Below are 13,696 nucleotides of genomic sequence, written 5' to 3' on the forward strand. Positions count from 1 at the left end.
CCAAAAGCAGCAGCTCCGGCGAACGCACCAACGTACAGGCCAATCCCAGCTTCTGCTTCATGCCGCCGGACAGCTTTCCCGCCAGCCTGTCGGTAAAGGGAGCAAGGCCCGTCATCTGCAAAAGCCGTGCGAAGCGCTGCTGCCGTGCTTCCGCGGCGATGCCGTGCAAATCGGCGTACAGGTTCATGTTTTCCTGCACGCTTAAATCTTCGTACAGGCCAAACTTTTGCGGCATATAGCTGATACGCGACTGGATTTCCTGCGCGCAGCGCACGACGTCCCGTCCCAAAACCTCCAGCGAGCCTGCGTCGGGACGCAGCAAGCCGCAGCACATACGCAAAAACGTCGTCTTGCCTGCGCCGTCCGGCCCGATTAACGCAGTCATGCGTCCCTGCGGTATTTTCAGCGACGCTTCACGCAAAGCGTATATTTTTTTATGCGCCGCCGCGTCGTTAAAGATTCGCGTCAGTCCTTCCGCAACAACGGCAAAATCTTTTTCCATAACAACGCACCTTCTACTCAACCGTTACTGTAGCGGGCATCCCCAGGCGCAGCACGTTGTCCGTATCGTCCACGTAAACGCGCACTTCGTACAAGAGGTCGCTGCGCAGCTCCGGCGTCTGCACGTTCTTAGGCGTAAATTCCGCCGTATCCGAAATATAACCTATGCTGCCGCGCAAAGGCTTGTCGGGATAGCTGTCGATAATTACCTGCGCCTGCTGCCCGGGCTTTACCTTTCCTAATTGCGTTTCGGAAACGTAAGCGCGCACCCATTTCTTCTCGTCAACCGTAATCAGATACACAGGATTCTGCGGCGTCACCATATTGCCGGGCTCCTGCAAACGGGAGCGAATCACGCCGTCCAATGGCGAAATAAGCTGCGACTGCTCCAAATTATATTCCTGAATTTTTAAATTAGCCTCCAAGGACGCCAGCTGCCCCTCTGCCTGCCGGATATCTTCAACGCGCGGTCCTATTTCTGCCAAACGCTGCGCCGCGCGCGTCGTCCCAGACTCCGGCCGCCGCCTTATAACGGGCGTTGGCGTCGTCCAGCTGCTGCTTGCTGACTGCGGACTGCTCGTATAAATTCTGCATGCGCTTTTTATACAGCAAAGCATACTCATGGTCGGCCGTCGCCTCGCGCTGCCGCGCTTCGGCCTGCACAATTTCTTCCGGACGCGAACCGTTATGCAGGCGCTCCACTACCGCCTCCTGCGTTTGAATCTGCGCCTTGCTCTGAGCAATATTCAGTTTAAGCGTGTCCGTGCGCAGCGTCGCCAAAAGCTGGCCTTTTTTCACAGCGTCGCCCTCCTCTGCCAGCATACTGTCAATGCGCTCGCTGGCGTTAAAAGCCAACGATACCTGCCGCACGTCCACATTGCCGTACAGCGTCAGCTTACCGTCGTCCTGATTGGCGCGATAGTAAAAAAATCCGCCTGCTAATACAGCCGCCAGCAGCGCTGCAGCCAGCGCCTGTTTATGACCGCGAGTAAGAGTCATGTTCATCACCTCGCATTATAATTAAAATTTGAATTTGAATTTATCGGTAAAAGAAAGACTGCATTCTGGCTGTAACAGAATACAGTCTTCTACGCTTAGTATAGCAAAGGCCGCAGCAAATTGCAAGAAAAGTTTTATTCCGCCAGTTCCAGTCCGTTGTCTTTAGCTAAAGCGAAAATTTCTTCCTTACTCATGCGTGAATATTTCATAATTTTAGCTAAAGGCTCCTTATCCTTGAGCATCTCCAAAGCGTTTTCACGATCTCTTTCCGCACGCCCAGCCATGCGCTCGTCCTTTAATCTGGTTTCCAATACCATAAATTCTCGCCTCACTTCCTTGTCCTGCCGCAACCTCACTACCTCTGCCTCCACTTCCTGTGTGAAAGCATCTGTAGGAATATGGTCATTAACATAACGCAAAAAATTCTTAACTGTTTGGCTTACCTCGCCTCGCATTCCCTGTGCATTGAGCAGCAATACGGAAACGTCGTTTTTTAGTTCCAGCTCTAAATTTTCCAAGCATCGGCTTTTAAAGGTATAGAGATAACGTCCTTCACCGAATAAATCGAAAGCGCAAATGAATACTAAAATCATAGGCGCACGCCCTTGCTGTCGTAATAAGGCTCGATAGTTTTTTCAGTTTCCGTATAAATAATATCGGCAATCTCCTGCTGCATAATTGCGCCGACTAATTTTTGGCAGAGATATTTGTTCTGCATTACCTTTTTAAACATGAAGTCGTTGCTTATGGGCAGATTTTCAAATTTACTTTGAGTCATGGTTTCCCTCCTTAATTATAACATATTTTGCGTAAAAGCGTTTACGTAATTTGGTTCACTGTTTGCACTCACACTTCCAACCTCCTCTGCCAAAATAAAAAAGCAGTACCACTGACTACGTTAAAATTTGTAGTCAGCTCGGTACTGCTAAATTTCGCTTAAACTTAATAATGCTTGCGAAATAATCGCGGCGCTCTTGAAAAAGCTGCCGTTTACTGCTTTTTTTATTTTCAAAGATTCACTTTAAATTATTATAACAGACTTACAGTCTGCGGACAAGAAAAAATTCTCTTAACAAAACGTTGCAAAAAAATAATTGGCTTTTAGAATTTTTAGACTCACTCTTATAAAAAGCTCTGACTGCCATGCGCTAACGGCAATGCAGCCAGAGCTTAAAGATTTTATTTCTTTACTGCTAAAATGTGCCCTGCACCAGCTGGCCGATGTTCTTGGAATGGTCGGACACGCGCTTCATATTTATCAGCAGCTCCAGCATCACGAAACCGGCCACGGGGTCGCAGCGGTGCTCGTTCAAACGCACAATATGGTTCTTGCGGATTTCCTTTTGATAATGCTTTACCTCGCGGCACAAACGGATAGCGTCGGCAGCGATGTCCTTATCGTTTTTCTCCAAAGCCTCCAACGCCCTGCCGCTAGCCCGCAGCACCATTTCGCTCAGCTGCAGCAGCTCCTGCCGCGCTTCCTCGGAAAAATGCACCTCGTCCTCAAAAATCATCCGCGCCTTTTTCGCCAGCGTTTCGCCATGGTCGCCGATACGCTCGATATCGTTGCAAGCGTGCAGCAGGCCGGTATGACGCGCGGACACAGCCTCGCTCATTTCCGTAGAGCTCATCTCCGTCAGGTAATCGGTAATATCCCGCTCCAGCGCGTCCACTACCGGCTCGTGTTCCAGCACATATTTTATTTTTTCCGCATCGTAAGTCTGAATGGCTTCCATGCCCAGGCGCACATCCTTACGCGCCAGATTGCCCATTCGCACTACCTCTTTCACCGCCAGGCTCATGGCGATGGAGGGCGTGCTCAGCATAGCTTTATCCAGATAAACCGGACGCAGGGAAATACTGTCGTCCTTACCGGGCACAAGGCGTTCCACCAGCTTAATAAAAGGATTAACGAAGGGCATAAACAGCAGCGTATTGATAACGTTAAAAGCCGAATGAGCGTTGGCGATCTGCCGGGCAATGTCCTGAGGCGGCGACACATACATAACTATCTGCACGAACCAATGCATAAAGGTTACGAAGATAATGCTGCCGATTACATTGAACATTACATGAGCCACAGCCACCCGCTTAGCCGTAATATTGGCCCGCAGCGACGCCAGCACCGCCGTTACGCAGGTGCCGATATTATCGCCCAGCAGCACGGGAATAGCGCCCTCCAAAGGAATCAGCCCCTGCCCAGCCATCGCGATAAGGATACCTATCGTCGCGCTGCTGGACTGAATCAGCACCGTCATAACCGTGCCGACGCAGATGCCCAGCAGAGGATTACTGGAAAAATGACTGATAAAATCGACGAAGCCGGGATAATCCCGCAAGGGCATCACAGCCTTGCCCATCATATCCATACCCAACATCAAAATACCAAAGCCCAGCACTACCTGTCCCAAATATTTGCCGCGGCGGCGCCTGGCCAAAAGCTGCGTCAAAAAGCCGACGAAAATCAGCACGGTGATATAATCAGACAGCTTAAAGGCAATAAGCTGCGCCGTCATGGTCGTGCCGATATTGGCGCCCATGATAATGCCGAAGCCCTGCTTGAGGGTCAGCAGCCCGGCGTTCACCAGGCCCACAGTCATAACCGTCGTCGCGCCGCTGGCCTGCAGCACGGCGGTAACGACCGCGCCCAGCAGCACGCCCATAGCCAGCACGCCGGTCATGGCCTCCAATATTTTTTGCAGCTTAGCGCCGGCCGCCTTCTGCAAACCGTCGCCCATCAGCTGCATGCCGTACATAAACAAGGCGATGCCGCCTAAAAAGCCTAAAAAATAAACAAGCATAAGTTAATTGCACCTCTCATATTATTGGTGCTTCTATTATACTAGAAAATCAAATCTGCGTAAAATTTTTCAAAAAAATTACGCCGTACGTTAGCGTGCTGTACGGCGTAATTTAAGGAGAGGTGTATGATGAAAAGATATGTTTAGTGGAGTCGTTAGAAAGAAGCGCTTGCTTCGCTCAAGGGGTTCTTCCTTTCTCCGATTACTATTGTAGCAAATGGATATGACCAAAGTTAGTCCAGCTAGTAACATGTTTGTGAAAAAAGCAGCCGCCGGGCGGCAAACCCAACGGCTGCGAAATATTCATTTGAGAATTACGTTTAGGAAAGCCTTCAAGCGCTCGTTCTGCGGATTATCAAAAATTTCCGACGGCGTACCCTGCGCCTGCACATGCCCGTCGGCCATAAAGACAACCTTAGTAGCCACTTCGCGGGCAAAACCCATTTCGTGAGTCACTACCACCATGGTCATTTTTTCTTCGGCCAGCTCGCGCATGGTTTTCAAAACCTCGCCCGTCAGCTCCGGGTCCAGCGAAGAAGTAGGCTCGTCGAAAAGCATAATGGACGGCTTCATCGCCAAAGCGCGGGCGATAGCTACGCGCTGCTGCTGGCCGCCGCTCAGCTTGCGGGGATACTCGTCCCGCTTATCGGACAGGCCAACCTTAGCCAAAAGCGCCTCCGCTTCCTTAATGACCTGCGCTTTATCGCGCTTCTGCACGTTTACCGGCGCTTCGATAAGATTCTGCAGCACCGTCATATGGGGAAACAAATTAAACTGCTGGAACACCATGCCCATTTTGCAGGCCACGCGGCGCACATCGTTCTTGCTTACATATTCCGCACCAGAACCGGTTTCACGGCACAGAACCTCGCCGTCGATGGCGATACTGCCGCAGTCGACGGTTTCCAGCTTGTTCAGACAGCGCAGCAGCGTGCTTTTGCCGCCGCCGGACGGACCGATAACGGCTACTACCTCGCCCTCGTTGACCTCCAGGTCGATGCCCTTGAGAACCTCCAGCTTATTAAACTTTTTCCAGATATTTTGCGCTTTGATTTTATTCATCTATTGCTCCTCCTATTGGTCGTATCTGGAGAAGTGTTTTTCCAGACGCTCAAACAGCACGGTCAGCACCAGCGTAGCCGCCAGATAGAAAACTGCCGCTACGATAAAAGGAGTAATGCTGAAATCGCGCTGCACCAGATTGCGCGCCGTGCGCATCAAATCGTTCATCGCCAAAACGTAAACCAAAGACGTATCCTTAACCAGCGTAATAGTTTCGTTGCTGATAGGCGGTAGAATAATGCGGATTACCTGGGGCAGGATAATGCGGCGCATGGTCTGAACATAATTCATGCCCAGAGTATGAGCGGCTTCGTATTGCCCCTGAGGAATCGCCTGAATACCTGCGCGGAAAATTTCGCAGAAGTAAGCGGCATAATTCAGCACAAAGGCTACGATGGCCGATTCAAAGTCGGGCAGGCGCACGCCTACGGACGGCAGCACGAAGTAAACGAAAAAGATTTGCAGCATCAGCGGCGAGCCGCGCAGCACCCACACATAAAACCCTATCAGCTTCTGCAAGGGCTTAATCCCGGACACACGGCCCAGGCTCAACAAGATACCCAGCGGAATGCTTAACACAATGGTAATCAGAAAGACCTGAAAGGAAACTATACAGCCCTCCATCATCTGGGGGATGATTCTTAAAACGTAATCCATAATTTTCTCCATCAAATAAATTTTCAACCGCAGTAATGTCAGTCATGCTTTATTGTAGCACTTTACTAAAGTATTTACAAGGAAAAGACAAAGAAAGGGCCGAACTGCTTCGGCCCTCGCAAATTTTACTGCATTAGTATTTAGTAATGTCGGCGCCCATCCATTTTTCGGAAATCTTTTTGCAGGTGCCGTCTTTCTTCATTTCATCCATAGCCTTGTCGATGCGCTGCAGGAATTCCTTATCGTCCTTACGGAAAGCGATAGCTACAACCTCGTCGCCCATGGTTTCTTCCAAAATTCTGTATTGGCCGGGTTTCAGCTTGTCATAATAACCGCGAGCCAATACTGCGTCAACGATAGCGGCGTCTACGCGCTTATTATCCAGCTCCATGTAAACAGCGGCAAAGTCAGGATATTTGCGGTAATCCTTCAGGGAATCTTTTAATTCCTTGTGCTCGGCCAGCTCCAGCAGATAAGAACCGGTGCTGTCGTCCTGTACGGCTACTACCTTACCCTTCAGGTCGGCAATTTTTTGAATGGAAGAATCCTTAGGAACAACTACCAGCTGAGCGTTAACCATGTAAGGCTTGGACAGACCGTAAACTTTTTCACGCTCCGGATTAACGGTGAAGCAGTTCCAAATAGCGTCGATGCGTTTGGATTTCAGCTCGGCTTCCTTAGCGCCCCAATCGATAGGCTTGAATTCAACCTCCATACCTGCGCGTTTGCAGGCCTCGCGGGCCAAATCGATATCCATGCCGACGATTTCATTCTTTTCGTTACGATAGCCCATGGGCGCGAAATTATCGTCCAGACCGATAACCATTTTTTTCGGGCCGTCGCTGCCGCAGCCGGCAACCATCATTAACATCATCATCAGGCCCATAACTAAAGCTAATAATTTTTTCATTTCACCTTTACACCTCTCGCAAAATTTTCGCTTGCCTGGCAAGCAGTTCTTAGTGAGTACAAGCATATTATACTTTAGTATATTAAATTTGTAAAGTACTAATGCGAAAAATTTTGGTTTTTCTCTCCGCTTGCAGTATAATAGAATATAATAAAGCTTTACAGGAGGCAAAGCATATGCTGATTAAAAATAGTAAAACCGATATCTGCTCCAACCGCTTCGGCGGCGACGGCGACGTTATCATCGAACATTATCTGGACGAAAAACTGCTGAACGATAGCGTAGTAATGTACGCCAAGGTAACGCTCAAGCCGGGCTGCAATCTTGGCTATCACCAGCACACGGGCAACAGCGAAACCATCGTCGTACTCCAGGGCACGGCCGAATACAACGATAACGGCACGCCGATGCTTCTGCATCCCGGCGACACCGTACACTGCCCCAGCGGCGAAAGCCATTCCATAGGCAATGCCAAAGACGCCGCCGAGGATTTGCTTTTGCAGGCTTTGGTAATCAAATGCTGACAAAAAAGAACTGCCATGCAGGCTCAACGCCTGACGCGGCAGTTTTTTTCTATTCAGCTATATTCATTTAAGCGCACCGGCAGCAGCCAGCGTAAAATAATAAATAACGCCCGTGCAAATTGCAAAGCAATATGCCAAATACTTAACCAAAGTACGCCAGGGCAGCGTCAGCGCCGCATACTGGCGGCAATAACGCACGAAGCAGCCCAGCGACAGCAAATTAAAGCCCACCGCCAGCACCAGCATAGTCCATACGCTGTTGGCCAGGGGCAGATAGGCAAAGCTAAGATTAACCACGGCCAAAAAGGGCATGCCAATCATCGTTTCCTTATGATTGCCGCCTACCAACGCAAAGCAAACGGTCAGCACCACGCAGCCGACAATTACGGGCAGCACGGCGGCCGTCGCCAGCGTTTTGCCCGCCTGCGCATACTGCACCAGCCTGCCGCGCCAGTAAAAGCGTCCGAACCATTTATACAGCAGGCTCAGCAACAGCACGTCCAAGACAAAGCTGACGGCAGTATCCATACCGCCAAGCCCCAACAACCCGACTACGAACAGCACCAGCAAAAAGCCCAGGGCGCCAATCAAAAAGAATAATTGGTTGTACAGCCAGTACCAAAAAATCACGTTAGTAAAATTAGTCATGCTTGCCTCCCGCTGACATTATTCGGCAGGCTCCCTTACGCCCAGCAGATAATTGATAAACTGCTGCGCTGTGCGTCCGGAAATGCCGCCGTGGTTCAGCTCCCATTTTTTAGCCTCGGCGCACAGCTGCGCTTCTTCCAGCGTAATGCCCTGCCGCCGCGCCAGCTGGCAAACGATATTGAAATATTCCTTTTGATCCGGCTGGCCGTAATAAATTGTGCAGCCGAAGCGATTAACCAGGGACAGCTTTTCCTGCATGGTATCCGATTTATAAATGCCGTCCTCCTCCGTCAAATCATTGCGGTCCTTCCATGTTTCATTAATCAAATGGCGGCGGTTGCTGGTAGCGTAAATCAGAATGTTATCGGGGCGCACCTCCAGCCCGCCTTCGATAATAGCTTTGAGATATTTATACTCGATTTCAAAATCCTCAAAGGAAAGATCGTCCATATAAATAATAAAGCGATAATTGCGGTTTTTGATACCGGCAATAACGGCGGACAAATCGCGGAACTGGTGCTTATAAATTTCTATCAGCCGCAAGCCCTGGTCGTAATATTTATTGATGACGGCCTTAATGCTGCTGGACTTGCCCGTGCCGCTGTCGCCGAAGAGCAGCACGTTATTGGCCGGACGCCCAGCCACAAAGGCTTCGGTATTTTCAATAAGGCGCTGCTTCTGCCGCTCGTATCCAATAAGGTCGTCAAAGGTGATGCTTTCCGTATTGGAAATAGGCACCAGCTCCACGCCAGCCTCCTCATGCACCAGGCGAAAGGCTTTATTTAAGCCCAGCTTGCCCACGCCGTAGGCTTTATAAAAATCCGTTACCAGCGTAAAAACTGCGTCGGCGTCGGCGGCCTGCTCGATGGCGGCGCTCAGGGCCTGCACCTTTTCGCTGATATTTTTATTATAGCGGCGTTCCTTTTTCACTACGGCCCGATAATTGCTGATTACGGAAAAGCAGTTGATATTCAGCTTCTGCTCCAGCTCGCTGAAATCATAATCGAAAAGCTGCTTGAACACGGCAAAATCATTTTTCGCAAACTGATTAACGCTGCCGTCGCAAGCCCCTTCCTTTTCACAGGTAATGGCGAAGGGATTCTCGCAGCTCACCAATAAATAGGTAAGATAGTTATGCCATAAATTTTTATCGAAGCCGTAAACCGTCGCCACGTCCAACAGCTTATGCACCTGGTCGTAGATGCGGGCCACCAGCTGCTCCCGCTGATAAACGCCGCTGCTGAATTTTTCGCAGATATCCGCCAACGGCAGCAGCAGATTATCCGGCGGCAGATTGCGGTAAACGATGAGTTGCGCTACAAGCTTGTGCATATTAAGCTCCCATTTCTTCTATAAATTGAATTTTATCCACGTCAAACGTCTTATCAGTAAGTCAAAATTTCCGGACCGTTTTCGGTAATTAAAATCGTGTGCTCCCATTGAGCGGAAAGGCTGCCGTCATTGGTATAAACGGTCCAGTCGTTAGCCGCGTCCACAAAAATATCCTTGCGGCCCATATTGATCATGGGCTCGATGGTAAAAATCATACCGGGAGCCAGCACCATACCCGTGTTGCGCTTGCCCACATGGCAGACGAATGGGTCCTCATGAAAATCTATACCCACGCCGTGACCGCCAAATTCGGTAACGACGCTGTAGCCGTGCTTGCGCGCCAGCTGGGAAACCGCCGCGCCGATATCGCCCAGATGGGCCCATGGCTGCGCCGCTTCAATGCCCTTGAGCAAACATTGCTTAGTGATAGCCACCAAATCGGCCGCAGGCTTTTTCACCTTGCCAATCATAAACATGCGGGAAGCGTCGGCGTAATAACCCTTATAAATAGTGGACACGTCCACGTTGACAATATCGCCGCTGCGCAGCACGTCCTTTTCGCTGGGAATGCCGTGGCACACCTGATCGTTGACCGAAGTGCAGACGGATTTAGGAAAACCGCAGAAACCCAAGGGCGCGGGCACCGCGTCGTGAGCGATAGTAAAATCGTAAACGATGGTGTTGATTTCCTCCGTAGTCATACCGGCCTTAATGTATTTCGCCACCTCGTCCAGCACCGCCGTATTGATAGCGCAGGCCTCGCGGATACCGGCAATCTGTTCCGGCGTTTTAATCATATCACGCGAAGGCACTTCCTGCCCTTGGGATTGCAGCAGCGCCAGCTTAGCGTCGTTCATTTGATGGCAATGGGTGTAAACTTTACCGCTTCCGCACCAGCATAATGCTTCTTTTTCTTCCATATCAAATATACTCCTTGTCTTTATCACTTATTAAAATTTTGCTGATTATGTTTTTTATTTTATCACATTTTTAAGGAAAAAATCACAGCTCCCTGCGAAAATATTATGACAAGAAGAAATTTTTCTGCTAAAATATTTTTATATCGATAGTGAAAAAGGAGAAAAAGGAATGGAAGCTTACGCAATGTATTTTATCGACCTGGTGCTGCATCTCGACAAGCATCTGCCGGAGATTATGGCGGCCTATGGTCATTTGATTTACGCAATTTTATTTTTAGTTGTATTTTGTGAAACGGGTTTGGTCGTCACCCCCTTCCTGCCCGGCGATTCCCTGCTTTTCGCCTGCGGCGCTTTGGCCGCTACTGCGCCGGAGGGCATGGACATAAAAATTGTCACCATTATCTTTTTAATATCTTCAATTTTAGGCGACGCCTGCAATTATATGATCGGCGAAAAGCTGGGGCTGCATTTAATCAACGCCAAGCACAGCCTGATTAAAAAAGAACACATCGACAAGGCCAGCGCCTTTTATGAAAAACACGGTCACAAAGCTATATTCCTCGCCCGCTTCGTGCCCATCGTGCGCACCTTCGCACCCTTTGTGGCAGGCATAGGCAAAATGCATTATCTGACCTTCGCCCATTATAATGTAATCGGCGCCGTAACCTGGGTTTTTCTTTTTGTCGGCGGCGGCTACTTCTTTGGCAATATTCCCGCTATCAAGCATAATTTTACGCTCGTAACCCTGGGCATCGTTATCTTTTCCGTACTGCCAGTTCTTTACGAATTATTCGGCAAGAAGCTGCTGCACAAAAATTAAAGCTGGCAGCGAAATAATTATTACCTTACAATATCATTTCACCACCTAAAGCAATACTTAATGCCTGCAGTAATATCTTTGAAGGAATAAAGCTTTTAGCTCATAAGCGATTGGAACAATAGAAGCAAGGGCGCAGAAGACTTCGTTTTCTACTAACAAATTTTCCCGCAGCTTCGTGATTGTTCCTCGCGAAATGAGCGTTAAAAAGCGAAGTTGACTGAAAAGATATTGCTGCAGACTAAATTAGTAATATATAATTTGATTTTTCGAGGGGGTTTATTTATGTACAGATTCAACAGCGACTACACCGAAGGCTGCCATCCCGCCGTTTTAGAACGGCTGATCGCAACCAATATGGAACAAACCGACGGCTACGGGCTGGACCCGTACTGCGACGAGGCAAGAGAAAAAATTAAAAAGGCCTTTAGCTGCCCCAACGCCGACGTACACTTTTTGGTCGGCGGCACCCAAACCAACCTGACGGTTATCTGCGCCGCGCTGCGCCCGCACCAGGCTGTTTTCGGCGCCGTGCCCAGCCATATCAATACCCACGAGGCCGGAGCTATCGAGCATGTGGGTCACCGTGTGCTGCCCCTGCCCAGCGACGACGGCAAGCTGACCGCAGCTCAAATTAAGGCCGAATGGATTAAATACGATACCGACCCGTCCCGCGAGCATTGGGCGCAGCCGAAAATGGTTTACATTTCCCAGCCCACGGAAATCGGCAGCATGTACAGCAAGCAAGAGCTGCAGGAGCTGTACGCCGTATGTAAGGAAGCAGGCCTGTATTTGTTCGTGGACGGCGCGCGCCTGGGCTATGCGCTGGGCGCTCCGGACAACGATATGACGGCGGCCGACCTTGCGGCTAACTGCGACGTATTTTATATTGGCGGCACTAAGTGCGGCCTGCTCTTTGGCGAAGCCGTTGTTATCACCAACGACGCCCTCAAGCCGGACTTCCGCACCATTGCCAAGCAATGTGGCGCGATAATGGCCAAAGGCCGTCTTTTAGGCGTGCAGTACGGTGCTATTTTCACCGATGATTTGTACACTAAAATCTGCGCCAAGGGCACGCTGCAAGCACTGAAAATTCGCGAAGCGCTGCTGGCCCGCGGCTTTAAATTCGTTACCGATTCGCCTACCAACCAGCAATTCGTGATTATGACGCCCGCGCAATTCGCTAAGCTCAGCGAAGAATTTGCCCTGAGCCATATCGCCTATCTTCCCGACGGCAACTACAGCGTGCGCATCTGCACAAGCTGGGCCACGAAAGACGAAGAGGTGGACAGACTAATCGCCATGATTAACGAGCTGTAAGCAAAAAGCAAAAGACTCAAGCCACGGCGCAGCAGCGCTTATGGTTTGAGTCTTTTATTATGCCGGAAATCTTGCATTTGCCTTTTTAAATTTTGCCTGCGCTGACATTATGTATCAAGCAGCGCCATTAGCAACAGAATTTAGTAAATTAAAAACGCCGCAGCTTATGCTACGGCGTCAATTTTCGTGGTGATCCACCCGGGACTCGAACCCGGGACACCCTGATTAAAAGTCAGGTGCTCTACCAACTGAGCTAGTGAATCACATGGCTGGGGCGGCTGGACTCGAACCAACGCATGCGGGAGTCAAAGTCCCGTGCCTTACCGACTTGGCTACGCCCCAATCGTAAAATATGGTTAACCTTGGAATGCAAAGCATTCTGAAAGGTGGGGTGACTGGTGGGAGTCGAACCCACGCGTAACGGAGCCACAATCCGCCGTGTTAACCACTTCACCACAGCCACCAAATTGTTTCCAAACTGAATAGCTTGGCGACGAATAGTATTATACTATATAGCGCCCTTTTCGTCAATACCTTTTGCAAAAAATCTGTAAAACTTTTACACAAATTGCCGCCTTTAAAATAAAAGTGTCAGCACGAAAATTTTCTGCAATTCTGGAAGTCAACTAAAAATTTTCAGAGCGCAGCTCATTTGTAAGCGATGGCCTCGATTTCTACCCGCGCGCCTTTAGGCAAAGCCGCAACCTGCACAAAGGAGCGTGCCGGCGGGTCGATTTTAAAGTATTTAGCGTACACGCCGTTGATGGCTTCAAAATCTTTGATATCCGTAGCAAAAATCGTAGTCTTAACTACGTTTTGCAGATGATAGCCCGCTTCCTCCAGCACGGCTTCAATATTATGCATAATCTGTTCGGTTTCCGCTTCGATGCTGCTCTGCACAAATTCGCCGGTCAGACGGTTAATAGCAATCTGTCCCGACATGTACAAGGTGCCGCCTACTAAAATAGCTTGGGAATAAGGGCCTAAGGCTTTAGGCGCTTTGCTGCTTGCGATAACTTGCATACTAAAATCTCCTTTGCTTTTTTATTTATCAGCCCGGGCGAAATATTGCTTAGCCCAGGCCAGAGCTGTCGGCGTTACGGCCATGCCGCCGCCGGCAGTTTCCTTCAAAGCGCAGGGAAGCTGGTCCCCCACGCTTTTCATAGCGTCGAAAGCTTCGTCGGCCGAAATAAAGCTGCCGATCC

The 13,696-nt window shown here is 49.7% G+C and carries 16 protein-coding genes, 3 tRNA genes and 1 pseudogene; 3 read left to right on the plus strand and 17 right to left on the minus strand.

Features of this window, described 5'->3' with window-relative positions:
• The 9 genes from QZ105_RS08680 to QZ105_RS08720 all read right to left on the minus strand — a co-directional run.
• Nucleotides 1–502: ABC transporter ATP-binding protein (locus tag QZ105_RS08680; protein ID WP_293729525.1), on the minus strand; the 502-nt coding region annotated here is incomplete at its 3' end.
• Nucleotides 503–515: 13 nt separating this feature from the next.
• On the minus strand, nucleotides 516–986 hold the full coding sequence (locus QZ105_RS08685; RefSeq protein ID WP_293729526.1) for an HlyD family efflux transporter periplasmic adaptor subunit: 471 nt from the start codon (nucleotides 984–986) through the stop codon (nucleotides 516–518).
• Nucleotides 961–1,500, minus strand: a complete 540-nt coding sequence (locus tag QZ105_RS08690; protein ID WP_293729527.1) for a biotin/lipoyl-binding protein — start codon at nucleotides 1,498–1,500, stop codon at nucleotides 961–963. The genes QZ105_RS08685 and QZ105_RS08690 overlap by 26 nt, the downstream gene beginning before the upstream one ends.
• A 134-nt stretch (nucleotides 1,501–1,634) precedes the next feature.
• On the minus strand, nucleotides 1,635–2,093 hold the full coding sequence (locus QZ105_RS08695) for a hypothetical protein (RefSeq protein ID WP_293729528.1): 459 nt from the start codon (nucleotides 2,091–2,093) through the stop codon (nucleotides 1,635–1,637).
• Nucleotides 2,090–2,278 carry a hypothetical protein gene (locus tag QZ105_RS08700; RefSeq protein WP_293729529.1) on the minus strand — a complete coding sequence of 63 codons (189 nt, stop codon included), beginning with the start codon at nucleotides 2,276–2,278 and terminating at the stop codon, nucleotides 2,090–2,092. The genes QZ105_RS08695 and QZ105_RS08700 overlap by 4 nt, the downstream gene beginning before the upstream one ends.
• 415 nt (nucleotides 2,279–2,693) lie before the next feature.
• Entirely contained in the window at nucleotides 2,694–4,301 is a 1,608-nt protein-coding gene (locus tag QZ105_RS08705; protein ID WP_293729530.1) for a Na/Pi cotransporter family protein, read from the minus strand.
• A 303-nt stretch (nucleotides 4,302–4,604) separates the two neighbouring features.
• Nucleotides 4,605–5,363: an amino acid ABC transporter ATP-binding protein gene (locus QZ105_RS08710; protein WP_293729531.1), complete on the minus strand. Its 759-nt coding sequence runs from the start codon at nucleotides 5,361–5,363 to the stop codon at nucleotides 4,605–4,607.
• Between the two features lie 12 nt (nucleotides 5,364–5,375).
• Entirely contained in the window at nucleotides 5,376–6,020 is a 645-nt protein-coding gene (locus QZ105_RS08715) for an amino acid ABC transporter permease (protein ID WP_293729532.1), read from the minus strand.
• A gap of 133 nt (nucleotides 6,021–6,153) precedes the next feature.
• Nucleotides 6,154–6,930 carry an amino acid ABC transporter substrate-binding protein gene (locus tag QZ105_RS08720; protein WP_293729533.1) on the minus strand — a complete coding sequence of 259 codons (777 nt, stop codon included), beginning with the start codon at nucleotides 6,928–6,930 and terminating at the stop codon, nucleotides 6,154–6,156.
• Nucleotides 6,931–7,106: 176 nt separating this feature from the next.
• On the opposite strand from QZ105_RS08720, the gene QZ105_RS08725 reads away from it, so the two are divergent.
• The gene (locus QZ105_RS08725; protein WP_293729534.1) at nucleotides 7,107–7,454 is read left to right on the plus strand and encodes a cupin domain-containing protein; all 348 of its coding nucleotides are present in this window, start codon (nucleotides 7,107–7,109) and stop codon (nucleotides 7,452–7,454) included.
• A 63-nt stretch (nucleotides 7,455–7,517) separates the two neighbouring features.
• Here QZ105_RS08725 and QZ105_RS08730 read toward each other — a convergent pair whose 3' ends face one another.
• The 3 genes from QZ105_RS08730 to QZ105_RS08740 are packed head-to-tail and all read right to left on the minus strand — an operon-like array spanning nucleotide 7,518 to nucleotide 10,354.
• Nucleotides 7,518–8,102: a hypothetical protein gene (locus QZ105_RS08730; protein ID WP_293729535.1), complete on the minus strand. Its 585-nt coding sequence runs from the start codon at nucleotides 8,100–8,102 to the stop codon at nucleotides 7,518–7,520.
• An 18-nt stretch (nucleotides 8,103–8,120) separates the two neighbouring features.
• The gene (locus QZ105_RS08735) at nucleotides 8,121–9,434 is read right to left on the minus strand and encodes an ATP-binding protein (protein WP_293729536.1); all 1,314 of its coding nucleotides are present in this window, start codon (nucleotides 9,432–9,434) and stop codon (nucleotides 8,121–8,123) included.
• Between the two features lie 53 nt (nucleotides 9,435–9,487).
• A complete protein-coding gene (locus QZ105_RS08740) occupies nucleotides 9,488–10,354 on the minus strand; it encodes a methionyl aminopeptidase (RefSeq protein ID WP_293729537.1) in 867 nt (288 codons plus the stop codon).
• 169 nt (nucleotides 10,355–10,523) lie between these two features.
• On the opposite strand from QZ105_RS08740, the gene QZ105_RS08745 reads away from it, so the two are divergent.
• Together QZ105_RS08745 and QZ105_RS08750 are read left to right on the plus strand one after the other, a co-directional pair.
• On the plus strand, nucleotides 10,524–11,174 hold the full coding sequence (locus QZ105_RS08745) for a DedA family protein (RefSeq protein ID WP_293729538.1): 651 nt from the start codon (nucleotides 10,524–10,526) through the stop codon (nucleotides 11,172–11,174).
• A gap of 282 nt (nucleotides 11,175–11,456) precedes the next feature.
• A complete protein-coding gene (locus QZ105_RS08750) occupies nucleotides 11,457–12,491 on the plus strand; it encodes an aminotransferase class I/II-fold pyridoxal phosphate-dependent enzyme (protein ID WP_293729539.1) in 1,035 nt (344 codons plus the stop codon).
• Between the two features lie 187 nt (nucleotides 12,492–12,678).
• Here the strand turns inward: QZ105_RS08750 and QZ105_RS08755 are convergent.
• The 5 genes and pseudogenes from QZ105_RS08755 to QZ105_RS10605 all read right to left on the minus strand — a co-directional run.
• Nucleotides 12,679–12,754: transfer RNA gene (locus QZ105_RS08755), tRNA-Lys, on the minus strand.
• Between the two features lie 3 nt (nucleotides 12,755–12,757).
• A tRNA-Gln gene (locus tag QZ105_RS08760) sits at nucleotides 12,758–12,833 on the minus strand.
• Nucleotides 12,834–12,878: 45 nt separating this feature from the next.
• Nucleotides 12,879–12,954, minus strand: a tRNA-His gene (locus tag QZ105_RS08765).
• Nucleotides 12,955–13,139: 185 nt separating this feature from the next.
• Nucleotides 13,140–13,514, minus strand: a complete 375-nt coding sequence (locus QZ105_RS08770; RefSeq protein ID WP_293729540.1) for a RidA family protein — start codon at nucleotides 13,512–13,514, stop codon at nucleotides 13,140–13,142.
• Between the two features lie 21 nt (nucleotides 13,515–13,535).
• A pseudogene (locus QZ105_RS10605) lies at nucleotides 13,536–13,696 on the minus strand (serine dehydratase); the annotation flags it as partial.

This window comes from uncultured Phascolarctobacterium sp., from assembly GCF_905212365.1.
Lineage (GTDB): Bacteria > Bacillota > Negativicutes > Acidaminococcales > Acidaminococcaceae > Phascolarctobacterium_A.